The organism is Pseudacidovorax intermedius (assembly GCF_001476815.1).
Lineage (GTDB): Bacteria > Pseudomonadota > Gammaproteobacteria > Burkholderiales > Burkholderiaceae_C > Xenophilus > Xenophilus intermedius_A.
Genome location: NZ_LDSL01000068.1, coordinates 22,118 through 34,538, shown reverse-complemented (window position 1 = coordinate 34,538; position 12,421 = coordinate 22,118). Strand labels below are relative to the sequence as shown.

The 12,421-nt window shown below is 70.2% G+C and carries 10 protein-coding genes; 5 read left to right on the top strand and 5 right to left on the bottom strand.

Features of this window, described 5'->3' with window-relative positions; translation table 11 throughout:
* The 3 genes from NS331_RS11885 to NS331_RS11875 form a co-directional block, all read left to right on the top strand.
* Positions 1–921, top strand: a 921-nt coding sequence (locus tag NS331_RS11885) for a patatin-like phospholipase family protein (RefSeq protein ID WP_058642202.1), incomplete at its 5' end; no start/stop codon positions are given.
* Positions 922–1,258: 337 nt separating this feature from the next.
* Positions 1,259–2,983, top strand: a complete 1,725-nt coding sequence (locus tag NS331_RS11880; RefSeq protein WP_082702420.1) for a SulP family inorganic anion transporter — start codon at positions 1,259–1,261, stop codon at positions 2,981–2,983.
* 651 nt (positions 2,984–3,634) lie between these two features.
* The gene (locus NS331_RS11875; RefSeq protein ID WP_502263809.1) at positions 3,635–5,281 is read left to right on the top strand and encodes a histidine-type phosphatase; all 1,647 of its coding nucleotides are present in this window, start codon (positions 3,635–3,637) and stop codon (positions 5,279–5,281) included.
* A 66-nt stretch (positions 5,282–5,347) separates the two neighbouring features.
* Here NS331_RS11875 and NS331_RS11870 read toward each other — a convergent pair whose 3' ends face one another.
* Positions 5,348–6,286 (bottom strand): SDR family oxidoreductase, encoded by a 939-nt coding sequence (locus NS331_RS11870; protein ID WP_058642200.1) that lies wholly within the window; start codon positions 6,284–6,286, stop codon positions 5,348–5,350.
* Between the two features lie 85 nt (positions 6,287–6,371).
* On the opposite strand from NS331_RS11870, the gene NS331_RS11865 reads away from it, so the two are divergent.
* Together NS331_RS11865 and NS331_RS11860 are read left to right on the top strand one after the other, a co-directional pair.
* Positions 6,372–7,421 (top strand): CDP-6-deoxy-delta-3,4-glucoseen reductase, encoded by a 1,050-nt coding sequence (locus tag NS331_RS11865; protein ID WP_058642199.1) that lies wholly within the window; start codon positions 6,372–6,374, stop codon positions 7,419–7,421.
* Between the two features lie 126 nt (positions 7,422–7,547).
* Positions 7,548–8,528: a Bug family tripartite tricarboxylate transporter substrate binding protein gene (locus NS331_RS11860; RefSeq protein ID WP_058642198.1), complete on the top strand. Its 981-nt coding sequence runs from the start codon at positions 7,548–7,550 to the stop codon at positions 8,526–8,528.
* Positions 8,529–8,666: 138 nt separating this feature from the next.
* Here NS331_RS11860 and NS331_RS11855 read toward each other — a convergent pair whose 3' ends face one another.
* The 4 genes from NS331_RS11855 to NS331_RS11840 are packed head-to-tail and all read right to left on the bottom strand — an operon-like array spanning position 8,667 to position 12,323.
* Positions 8,667–9,383 (bottom strand): ABC transporter ATP-binding protein, encoded by a 717-nt coding sequence (locus tag NS331_RS11855; RefSeq protein WP_058642197.1) that lies wholly within the window; start codon positions 9,381–9,383, stop codon positions 8,667–8,669.
* Positions 9,384–9,393: 10 nt separating this feature from the next.
* The gene (locus tag NS331_RS11850) at positions 9,394–10,164 is read right to left on the bottom strand and encodes an ABC transporter ATP-binding protein (protein ID WP_058642196.1); all 771 of its coding nucleotides are present in this window, start codon (positions 10,162–10,164) and stop codon (positions 9,394–9,396) included.
* Between the two features lie 22 nt (positions 10,165–10,186).
* On the bottom strand, positions 10,187–11,377 hold the full coding sequence (locus NS331_RS11845) for a branched-chain amino acid ABC transporter permease (RefSeq protein WP_058642195.1): 1,191 nt from the start codon (positions 11,375–11,377) through the stop codon (positions 10,187–10,189).
* Positions 11,378–11,393: 16 nt separating this feature from the next.
* Positions 11,394–12,323 carry a branched-chain amino acid ABC transporter permease gene (locus NS331_RS11840; RefSeq protein ID WP_058642194.1) on the bottom strand — a complete coding sequence of 310 codons (930 nt, stop codon included), beginning with the start codon at positions 12,321–12,323 and terminating at the stop codon, positions 11,394–11,396.
* Between the last annotated feature and the right edge of the window lie 98 nt (positions 12,324–12,421).

Here is a 12,421-nt window from a genome sequence, read left to right as displayed (position 1 = left end):
GCCGGCGCGCCGGCCCCCATCCGCATCGGCATCGCCCTGGGCGGCGGCGCGGCCAAGGGCTTCGCCCACATCGGCGTCATCAAGATGCTGGAGGCCAACGGCCTCGCGCCCGCCGTGGTGGCCGGCACCAGCGCCGGCAGCGTGGTCGGCGCCCTCTACGCCAGCGGCATGGACGCCTTCGAGCTGCAGCAGAAGGCCGTGGCGCTGGACGAGGCCGGCATCCGCGACCTGCAGCTGTCCACCGGCGGCCTGGTGCTGGGCCAGAAGCTGGAGGACTACGTGAACGCGCAGGTGCACCACAAGCCGCTGGAGCAACTCGCCAAGCCTTTCGTGGCCGTGGCGACGCGGCTGGAGGACGGCGAGCGCACGGTGTTCGCCCGCGGCAACACCGGCCAGGCGGTGCGCGCGTCGAGCAGCGTGCCGGGCGTGTTCCAGCCGGTGGCGATCGGCAAGTACCACTACGTGGATGGCGGTGTGGTCAGCCCGGTGCCGGTGGACGCGGCGCGGCAATTGGGCGCGGACATCGTGGTGGCGGTGGACATCTCCAGCAAGGCGCGCGGCCGCGCGCCGGGCGACCTGCTGGGCACTGTGGGCCAGTCCATCGCCATCATGGGCCAGAAGCTGGGCCAGGCCGAGCTGGCGCGCGCCGACGTGGTGGTGCGGCCCGCCGTGCTGGACATCGGCGCCGCCGATTTCAGCCAGCGCGCGAGCGCCATCCTTGAGGGCGAGAAGGCGGCACTGGCCGTCATGCCGCGCATCAAGGAGCGCGTGGCCCAGTTGCAGGCGCAGCGTGCGCAGGCCGCCCGCCAGGCCCAGGCCGAAGCGGCGCAGGCGCGCCAGCAGGCCTGCCTGGCGCAGCGCTCCAGCTGGCGCAAGCTGGCCGGCGCGGCGGGGCTGGATGACAGCTGCGCAAGGGAATAAAGGGCCCACCCCGTTTGGACTTCCTCACTGCGTGTGGAAGTCCAATCCCCCTCGAGGGGCGCACCCGGCGGCCCGGCAAAGCCGGTTCCGCGGGTGCACTGGCGTGGCCTGCTCGGCGGCCTTGTGTTGTCGGGGTGATCAATGGCCTCCGGCGATGGATGGCGTCAGCCTGCATTGGTCATGGCCTGCTCCGCGGCCCTCGGATACTTCCTGCTGCGTCGGCTTTGCGCCTTGGCGGAGATGCGCGCGAGTCCGGCCGACACCGGCATGACGCCGGAGCAGCTACCGCTGGGCCGACAATCGCCCGACACCGTCGCTGGATGGCGGTGCCTGCCTCATGACCGCAATCCCCGAGCCCGACTCCCCTCCCCCCTCCGCGCCCACGGGCCGCAGCCGTCACCTGAGGCACTGGCTGCCCTTCCTGAACTGGCCACGCCCCACGCGCGGCCTGCTCGCCAACGAAGCCCTGGCGGGCCTGACGGTCGCGCTGATGGTGATCCCGCAGGGCGTGGCCTACGCCGCGCTGGCGGGCATGCCGCTGGTCACCGGCATCTATGCCGCGCTGCTGCCGGCGCTGATCGCGGTGCTGTTCAGTTCGTCGGCCCGGCTGTCGGTGGGGCCGACGGCACTCACCAGCCTGCTGGTGGGCGCCACGCTGGCGCCCATGGCAGTGCCGGGCAGCGCCGAATGGGTGTCGCTGGCGGTGTGGCTGACGCTGCTGTCGGGCGTCATGCAGATGCTGCTGGGCGCCGCGCGCTTCGGCTGGCTGCTGCGGCTGGTCAACTCGCCGGTACTGATGGGCTTCACCCAGGGCGCGGCCGTGTTGATCACCCTGTCGCAACTGCCCGCGCTGCTGGGCTACACCGGCCGCACGCCGCTGCAGGTGCTGGAAGGGCCGCTGCCGGACTTCGTCGCCATCGGCTTCGGGCTGGGCAGCATGGCGATGCTGTTCTTCGGCAAGCGGCTGTCGCCCCGGCTGCCGACCACCATGCTGCTGGTGGCGGGCACGGCGCTGGTCAGCTGGCTGCTGGGCTATGCGCTGGGGGGCGGCGCCGTGGTGGGCCGGCTGCCGGGCGGGCTGCCGCACTTCTACCTGCCGCGCCTGCTCGGCTGGCAGGAGCTGGGCACGCTGCTGCTGCCGGCCTTCCTGATCACGCTCGTGAGCTTCCTGGAGACCGCCTCCAGCGCCAAGGTCGACAACGCCCGCGCCGGCAAGCTCTGGAACGAGAACCAGGACCTGATCGGCCAGGGCCTGGCCAAGATCGCCTCGGGCCTGACAGGCAGCTTCCCGACCAGCTCGTCCTTCTCGCGTTCGGCCATCACGCTCTATGCCGGCGCGCAGACGCAGTGGGCCACGCTGTTCAACGTGGCGGTGGTGGCGGTGGCGCTGCTGTGGGCCATGCCGCTGCTCTACCACGTGCCGCAGGCGGTGCTGGCGGCCATCGTGGCGACGGCCACCATCGGGCTGCTCAAGCCGACCGCTTTCGTGCAGCTGTGGCGCATCTCGCGCATCGAGGCGGGCATCGCGTTCGGCACCTTCCTGCTGACCATCGCCACGGCGCCGGCCATCTACTGGGGCGTGCTGGGCGGGCTGCTGGCGGCGCTGTCGCACTACATGTACCGCCACCTGCATCCGCGCATCATCGAGGTGGGGCTGCATCCGGACGGCAGCCTGCGCGACCGCCACCTGTGGCACCTGCCGCCGCTGGCGCCCGACCTGTACGCGCTGCGCATGGATGCGGAACTGGACTTCGCCTCCGCCAGCACACTGGAGCGCCACATCACCGAGGCGCTGGCGCGCCAGCCCGGCCTGCGCCGCGTGTGCCTGTTCGCCCAGCCGATCAACCGCGTGGACCTGACCGGCGCGGAGGTGTTTGCCAACATCCGCCGCCTGCTGGAAGGTCGCGGCATGCAGCTGCACCTGTCGGGCCTCAAGCTGCCGGCGCAGCAGGTGCTGGAGCGCGCCGGGCTGCTGGCGCCGGGGCCGCTGTTCATGCAGTACCGCACGGACGGCGAGGCGCTCGCCGCACTGGCGCAGGCCGGGACGGCGGACATCCACTAGCGCGGCGCGCGGGCCGGGGCGGCGCCCGCGTCACCCGTGTGTCACGCCCCGTCGCTACCGTCGGCGTCCCTCCCCCCGGACGCCATACGGCACGACAACATGCGTCTCCATCCCCTGGCCGCCGGCGCGGCCTCGACCCTCGCCCTGTTGCTGGCCGCCTGCGGTGGCGGCAGCCACGGCAACGTGACTTTCACCGGCACCGGCAGCAGCAGCAGCAGCGCCGGAACCGCCACCTCCCCCGCCGGCGCCGCCACCGGCACCGCACCGGCCGCCAGCACCGCGGCCCCCACCACCAGCGGCGTGGTCGTCGGCAGCTACTTCCGCAACGCGAAGGTCTGCCTCGACACCAACGCCAACCTGCGCTGCGACGACGGCGAGCCCACCGCCCGCACCGGCGACGACGGCCGCTTCACGCTGGCCGCGGCACCCGGCGCGCTGCTGGCCGAAATCGGCACCGATGCCGTCGAATTCGAGCCCGCCACCGGCACCGCACGGCCCGTCGCCCAGCGACTCGTGCTGCGCGCGCCCAAAGAGGCGCCGGGCGTCCTCTCCGCCTTCTCCACCGCCGTCGTGGCCGAGATGGAAGGCGGGCTGGCCTTCTCCGCCGCGGTCGCCAAGGTCGCGCTCGCCACCGGCGTGCCGGCCGCCAAGCTGCTGGGCGACTTCAACCGCGAGGCCGACGCCACCGACCAGGCAGCGCTGAAGGCCGGCTCCGACGAAACCCTCGGCCGCATCCGCCGCGCCCTGGCCGACGCCGGCAGCGGCGCCGACCTGCGCGCCACGCTGGCCGCCGCGGCGCTGACCGACCGCTACTACCAGACCAAGGCGCCCTACCGGCCGCAGCAGGACGTCAGCAGCTACGAGGCCGCGCCCGCCGGCTTCAGCCCCGTGGCCGTGCAGCTGGTGGCGCGCCATGGCTCGCGCGGCCTCTCCAGCCTGAAGTACGACCTGGCGGTCTACAACATGTGGGCCAAGGCCCAGGCCGACGGCGCGCTCACGCCGCTGGGCCAGCAGCTGGGCGCGGACGTGCTGGCGATCATGAAAGCCAACTTCCTGCTCGGCTACGGCGTGGCCGGCATCTCCACGCCCGGCTACGGCAACGAGACGCAGCTGGGCATCCAGGAACACACCCAGCTCGCGCGCCGCATGCTGCAGCGCCAGAGCGCCTTCTGGAAGCAGGTGGGCGACGCCGCCGGCAGCGCCCCTCGGCAGATCGTCACCGTCACCTCCGGCGTGGACCGGGCGGTGGACAGCGGCAACTTCTTCGTGCAGTCGCTCAAGCCCGCGCTGGCCGGCCTGGTCAGCTATCCGCCGGCACCGGCGCCCTACCCCGACACGGGCAGCGCCGTCGCCCAGCCGGCCGGCACCGACCGCTTCCTGCTGTACTTCCACAAGCTGGTGAAGGCCACCGACCTGGTCACCAGCACGGCCGACGCGCGCTACACCACCTACCAGGACAGCCAAGCCTACCAGAAGTACAAGGCCGCCGATGCCGACTTGCTGGCCAAGCAGGCCGGCCTGTTCACCAGCGACGCTGCCCGCGCCGCCGGCCGCGCCCTGCTGCGGCGCCTGTTCACGCAGTCCTTCGTCGACAGGATCGACAACGGCAGCTACGCCTTCGCCAACACCGGCAGCTACACCTACACCAGCAGCGACGGCAAGTTCAGCAGCACGCTCCCGGGCGACGGCAAGACCACCATCAAGGGCCTGGGCGATGCCGGTGCGCTGCTGTACGAGCTGTACGTGATCGCGCCCGCCATGAAGGCCGAGGCCGGCGTCGACTTCACGCCCTACATGCCCGTCGAACAGGCGAAGTTCTTCGCCGAGGCCAACGACACCTCCGACTTCTACGACAAGGGCCCCGGCATCACCGAGAAGGGCGAGGCCACCTACAAGATGGCGCAGATCCTGGTGGACGACCTGTTCAACGAGGTCGACGCCATCGCCCGCGGCGACCTGTCGCACGCGGCCAAGCTGCGCTTCGCCCATGCCGAGATCATGATTCCCTTCGCCTCGCGCATGGGCCTGAAGAACGTGCTGCAGCAGGTGCCGGTGGCGCAGACCTACGCCTGGGCGAACAACCCCTGGCGCGGCGAGTACGTCTCGCCCATGGCGGCCAACATGCAGTGGGACGTGTACCGCAACGGCGCCGGCACGCTGCTGGTCAAGATGCTCTACAACGAGCGCGAGACCGACTTCAAGGCCGGCTGCGACGGCGCCCGCGTATCGGGCACGCAGCACTTCTACGACTGGGAGAAGCTCAAGGCCTGCTACGGCCACGTGGCCAAGGCGTCGTGACGGAGCACGGCGGTGGCGCGCAACGGGTGCGGCAGCGGCTGAGCCCGTCGCGACGCGTGGCTGCGGCTAGCGGCCAGCCTCCAGGCCCTGTGCCACGTCGTGCCACGCCAGCCGCACCCGCAACTCGTCCTTCAGCCGCCGGTTGCGCAGCCGGCGCGATTCGGCCATGAAGCTCATCTGCATGGGCGACAGCTGCGCGGCCGCTTCGGCGCGCGACAGGCGTGGCGGACGCGGCAGGCCGTACAGGTCGGCCGCCAGGTCGAAGTACTCGCCCATGCGCAGCTGCGTGTCGTCGCTCGCGTGATACACGCGCTGCGGCCGGCCCCGGAACAGCGCCGCGATGCAGGCGCGGGCCAGGTCCTCCGCGTGAATGTGGTTGGTGTAGACGTCGTCTTCCACCCGCAAGGCCGGCGTGGCGCGCAGCAGTCGTTCGCGCGGCGTTCCGGCGGGCCGGTCGGGCGCGTAGATGCCCGGGATGCGCAGGATGCTCACCCGCGTGCCGCGCGCCCCGAAGCCGCGCACCGCGCGTTCCGCGTCGACGCGGCGGCGGCCGCGGGCGGTGGCAGGCACGACGGCGCGCGTCTCGTCGATCCAGGCGCCGCCGCAGTCGCCGTAGACGCCGGTGGTGGAGCCGTATACCAGCACGTCCGGCGCGGCCACCGCGCCGCGTGCGGCCAGCGCCTGCAGCAGCGCCCGGGTGCGCGTGTCGCGGTCGGCACCGCCGGCCGACTCGCGCGGCGGCGGGGCCAGGTGCAGCACGCGTGTCGCCAGGCCGGCCAGCCGGCGGAGCGTGGCGGGTCGGTCCAGATCGCCCACCAGCGGCACGGCACCCGCCGCGCGCAGGGCCGGCACCCGCTCGGGCGACGAGGTCAGCGCCAGCACGCGCAGCCGCCCGCCCAGCTGGCGCAGCACGCGCTGGCCCACGTCGCCGCAGCCGACGACGAGCAGCCGCGCACGGCGAAAGCGCGCCGGCAGCGCACCGAGGGGAAGACGGTTTGAAGGCAAAATCGAGGGCTTTCCGCAGTCTTGACCGGCCGCGCCCGCCCCACGCGGCGCCAGCGCCGGCACAACCCCCGAAGAATACCCACCCATGTCCGACACCGTGTTCTCCGTGAGCGTGGAGCCCAGCGGGCGCCGCTTCGACGCCGAGGCCGGCGAATCCATCCTCTCCGCCGGCATCCGCCAGGGCATCGGCCTGCCCTACGGCTGCAAGGACGGCGCCTGCGGCTCGTGCAAATGCAAGAAGCTTTCGGGCGAGGTGACGATGGAGGCCTACCAGTCCAAGGCCCTCAGCGCCGAGGAAGCCGCGGCCGGCTACATCCTGACCTGCCGCGCCCACGCCACCAGCGACGTGGTGCTCGAATCGCGCCAGGTGGTCAATGCCGACGCCTTCCCCATCCGCAAGATGCCGGTGCGCGTGCAGACGCTGGTGCGCCTGTCGCACGACGTGATGCAGCTGCGCCTGCAGCTGCCGGCCGGCGAGCCGATGAAGTTCCACGCCGGCCAGTACGTCGAGTTCCTGCTGCGCGACGGCGCCCGGCGCAGCTACTCGATGGCCAATGCGCCGCACACGCTGGCCGAGCCCGGCACCGGCATCGAGCTGCACATCCGCCACATGCCCGGCGGCAAGTTCACCGACCACGTGTTCGGCGCGATGAAGGAAAAAGAGATCCTGCGCGTCGAAGGCCCCTACGGCAGCTTCTTCCTGCGCGAGGACAGCGCCAAGCCCATCGTGCTGCTGGCCTCGGGCACCGGCTTCGCGCCGATCAAGGCGCTGATCGAGCACATGAAGTTCAAGCGCATCGAGCGGCCCGCGACGCTGTACTGGGGCGGCCGCCGGCCGCAGGACCTGTACATGGACGGCTGGATCCGCGAGCAGCTGGCCGAGATGCCGCAGCTGCGCTACGTGCCGGTGGTGAGCAACGCCGTGCCCGAAGACAACTGGACCGGCCGCACCGGCTTCGTCCACCAGGCCGTGCTGGAAGACACGCCCGACCTGTCGGGCCACCAGGTCTATGCCTGCGGCGCGCCGGTGGTGGTGCAGTCGGCGCAGCGCGACTACGTGGCCCAGGGCGGGCTGCCCGAAGAGGAATTCTTCGCCGACGCCTTCACCTCCGAGGCCGACAAGGCGGCGCCCTGAGCGGCCCCTGGGCAGGGCGCGGTGCCTCGCGCCACGACGCCCCGCCCTGAACCCGGCGTCCGCGCACGAGGCACATCGCACCGCGCGCCCGCTTCGAACATCCACAACGAGCCAAGAGACAAGACCATGAGCCATCCCATCACCCGCCGCCCCGTGCTGTCCCTGCTGGCCGCCAGCGCCGCCCTGCCCTTCCTGGCACGCGCCGACAACCGCCCCATCCGCCTGGTGGTGCCCTATGCCGCCGGCGGCCCCATCGACGTCACGGCCCGTGCGCTGGCCGAGCGGGCCAAGGATGCCCTGGGCGGCCCGATCATCATCGACAACAAGCCGGGCGCCGGCGGCAACATCGGCGCCGACATGGTGGCCAAGGCCGCGCCGGACGGGCTGACCATCGGCATCGCCGCCACGGCGACCAACGCGGTCAACCCCTGGCTGTACAGCCGCATGCCATACAACGCGGCCACCGACTTCGCGCCCATCACGCAGATGGTGCGGGTGCCCAACGTGCTGGTGATGAATGCCGAGACGGCGCAGCGGCTGAAGATCAACAACCTGAAAGACCTGATCGCCTATGCCAAGGCCAACCCGGCCAAGCTGAACTACGGCAGCGGCGGCAACGGCAGCGCCGGCCACCTGGCGGGCGAGATGTTCAAGAAGGCGGCCGGCATCTTCGCCGTGCACATTCCCTACAACGGCGGCAACCCGGCGCAATTGGCCCTGCTGAGCGGCCAGGTGGACTTCAACTTCGACAACCTGGCTACCGCGGCGCCCAACATCCGGGGCGGCAAGCTCAAGGCCCTGGCCGTGACCACGCTGCAGCGCAGCCCCTTCCTGCCGGAGGTGCCGCCGGTGGCGGACACGCTCAAGGGCTTCGCCATCGACACCTGGTGGGGCCTGGTGGCGCCGGCCGGCACGCCGCGCGACGTGCTGGAGCGGCTGAACCGTGTCTTCGTCGATGCACTCAACGCCCCGGAAACGAAGACCCGCTTCGCCGCCCTTTTCGCCGAGCCGGTGCCGACCACACCCGAGCAGTTCGGGGCCTTCATGAAGAGCGAACTGGCGAAGTACGAGCAGGTGGTGAAGGCCACCGGCGCGAAGGTGGACTGAGTTCGCCAGCGCCACGGGCCTGCCGGGCGCCGTATCGCGGCGTGGCGGCATCGGCAACGCACAAAGAAAACGGGCCGGCGAAAGCGCGGCCCGTTTTCTTGTTGCAGCCGCGGCGGCCTTCGGGCCGCCGCTCCAGGCTCACTCGCCCAGATAGGCCGCGCGCACCTTCGGGTCGTTCAACATCACCTTGGCGTCGCCGCTCATGGTGATCAGGCCCGACTCCATGACGTAGCCGCGGTCGGCGATCTGCAGCGCGCGGCTGGCGTTCTGCTCCACCAGCAACACCGTCACGCCCTGGTCGTAGACCTGCTTGACCACCTCGAAGATCTTGTCGCACATGATGGGCGACAGGCCCATGGTGGGCTCGTCCAGCAGCAGCACGTTGGGCCGGGCCATCAGCGCGCGGCCCATGGCCAGCATCTGCTGCTCGCCGCCGGACATGGTGCCGGCCAGCTGCGTGGCGCGTTCCTTCAAACGCGGGAAGGTCGTGAACACCCGGTCGATGTCCTGCGCGATGCCGGCCTTGTCGCTGCGCGTGTAGGCGCCGATCTGCAGGTTCTCGGTGATGGTCATGCGCGTGAACACGCCGCGGCCTTCCGGCACCATCACCAGGCCTTCCTTGACCAGGTCCCAGGCGCCGCGGCCCTTGATGGACTTGCCCATGAACTCGATGTCGCCGCCCAGCGCGGGCAGCGTGCCGGTGATGGCCTTCATGGTGGTGGTCTTGCCGGCGCCGTTGGAGCCGATCAGCGACACCAGCTCGCCCTCGCGCACCTCGAAGTCCACGCCCTTGACGGCCTGGATGCCGCCGTACGCGACCTTCAGGCCGCTCACTTTCAACAGAGTCTGTGCCATGCGCGGCCTTTCAGTGTCCACCGGTGCCGAGGTAGGCCTCGATCACCTTCTCGTTCTTCTGCACCTCGGCCGGCGTGCCTTCGGCGATCTGCTTGCCATAGTCGAGCACCGTGACGCGGTCGCACAGGCCCATGATCAGCTTCACGTCGTGCTCGATGATGAGCACGGTGCGGTTGTCCTTGCGGATGCGGTCGATCAGCTCGCGCAGTTGCACCTTCTCGGTCGCGTTCATGCCGGCGGCGGGCTCGTCCAGCGCGATCAGCTGCGGGTCGGTGGCGAGCGCGCGGGCGATCTCCAGCCGGCGCTGGTCGCCGTAGCTCAGCGTGCGCGCCTTGAAGTCGGCGTACTTGCCCACGCCCACGTAGTCGAGCAGCTCGCGCGCCCGGTCGGCGATGGCCCGCTCCTCGGCCTTGAAGCCGGGCGTGCGGAAGATGGCGCCGAACACGCCCGAATGGGTGCGCACGTGGCGGCCGACCATCACGTTCTCCAGCGCCGTCATCTCGGCAAAGAGGCGGATGTTCTGGAAGGTGCGCGCGATGCCGGCCTTGGCCACCTCGTGCACCGCCGTGGGCTGGTACGGCTTGCCGGCCAGCTCGAAGCTGCCGCTGTCGGGCGTGTACAGCCCGGTGATGACGTTGAAGAAGGTGGTCTTGCCGGCGCCGTTGGGGCCGATCAGGCCGTAGACCTGGCCGCGCTCGATGCGGATGCCCACGTCCGACAGGGCCTGCAGCCCGCCGAAGCGCTTGGAGATGCCCTTCACGTGAAGGATGGTGTCTGCCATGAGAGGAGTCCTTTCCGTCGGCTCAGGGGTTGATGGACATCGGACGGTTGGCACCGCCGGGCACTTCTTCGGCCGGCGTGTCGATGCCGGGCGTCACCGCCTGGGCCGATCCGGCGATCGGATCGGGCGCCCGGGGCGCCGACTTCAGCGTCTTGCCATGCTCCGGCGACGGCCACAGGCCGCGCGGGCGGATCAGCATGATCAGGATCATGGCCAGCGCGATGAATAGCTGGCGCAGGATGGAGGCGTCGAGGCGGCCGTCGGTCAGCTCCTGCAGCGGGCCGGCCACGTAGCGCAGCACCTCGGGCAACGCCGCCAGCAGCACCGCACCCAGGATCACGCCGGGCAGGTGGCCGATGCCACCGAGCACCACCATCGAGACGATCATGACCGACTCCATCAGGCTGAAGGACTCGGGCGAGACGAAGCCCTGGAAGGCCGCGAACATGGCGCCGGACACGCCGCCGAAGCTCGCGCCCATGCCGAAGGCCAGCAGCTTCATGTTGCGGGTGTTGATGCCCATGGCCTTGGCAGCGATCTCGTCCTCGCGGATCGCCATCCAGCCGCGGCCGACGCGCGAGTTCTGCAGCCGGTGCGACAGGATCACGGTGAAGATCACCAGCACCAGGAACAGGTAGTAGTACAGCGTCACCGACGAGATGGTGTAGTCGCCGATCTTCAATGGCCGGCCCAGGTTGAGGCCGAAGATCCGGATCGGATCGATGCTGCTGATGCCCTTGGGGCCGTTGGTGATGTTGTAGGGCTGGTCCAGCGTGTTGAGGAACACGCGGATGATCTCGCCGAAGCCCAGCGTCACGATGGCCAGGTAGTCGCCGCGCAGCTTGAGCGTGGGCGCACCGAGCAGCGCACCGAAGATGCCCGCCAGCACCAGCGCCGCCGGGATCACCAGGATCAGCGAGGTGTGGAAGCCGTTCGGGAACATGGCCTGCAGCGCCGGGAAGGAATCCGTCAGCTGCGTCGACCCGAGCAGCGCGTACAGGTACGCGCCGATGGCGAAGAAGGCGACGTAACCCAGGTCCAGCAGGCCGGCGTAGCCGACCACGATGTTCAGGCCCAGGGCCAGCATCACGTACAGCAGCGCGATGTCGACGATGCGCACCCAGGCATTGCCCTGGGTCTGCAGCAGCAGCGGAAAGGCCAGCAGCGCGACCGCCGCGATCAGGAAGACGGCGAGGTTCTTGGAATTCTTCATAAAGCCTCCTTGGCCGTCAGGCCCGGTCCGCCACGCGCTCGCCGAGCAGGCCCGAGGGACGCAGGGTGAGGGTGATGATGAGGATGATGAAGGCGAAGATGTCGCTGTGCTGGCTGCCCAGCACGCCGCCGGTGACGTCGGACAGGTAGCCCGCGCCCACGGCTTCGATCACGCCCAGCAGCAGCCCGCCGACCACCGCGCCGGCCAGATTGCCGATGCCGCCGAACACGGCCGCGGTGAAGGCCTTGAGGCCGGGGATGAAGCCCATCGCATGCTGCGCGATGCCGTAGTTGGAGGCGTACATCACGCCGGCGATGGCGGCCAGCACCGCACCGATGATGAAGGTGGCGGAGATGACGGTGTCGGGCCGGATGCCCATGAGCGCGGCCACGCGCGGGTTCTCGGCCGTGGCGCGCATGGCGCGGCCCAGGCGCGTGTAGTTGACCAGCCACATCAGCACGGCCAGCGAGAAGGCCGTGACCACGAGGATCATGATCTGCGTGGGCGAAATGGCGGCACCGGCGATGTGGATCGAATCGCTCGGCAGCAGCGTCGGATAGGCCTTGTTGGTCGGCCGCCAGATGATCATGGCCAGCGTCTGCAGCAGGATCGACATGCCGATGGCCGTGATCAGCGGCGCCAGCTTGGGACTGTTGCGCAGCGGCCGGTAGGCCACCTTCTCGATGGTGAAGTTCAGCGTCGCGGCCACCACGCAGGCGATGATCGTGGCCAGGATCAGGATGATCCAGCCCGGCGTGCCCGGCATGGCCGACTGCATCCAGCCGATGATGGTCCAGCTGGTCAGCGCGCCGACCATGAGGACCTCGCCGTGGGCGAAATTGATGAGGTTGATGATGCCGTACACCATGGTGTAGCCAAGGGCTATCAGGGCGTACATGCTGCCGAGAACCAGACCGTTGATGATCTGCTGCAGCAATATTTCCATAAAGAGCGGTCCCTTTGTTGTACATCCCGGTCAGGATGCTTCTGCCAAGCCGGAGCACCGGTTTGGCGCCGTGGTTCAAGTAGCAAAAAACCCGCCAG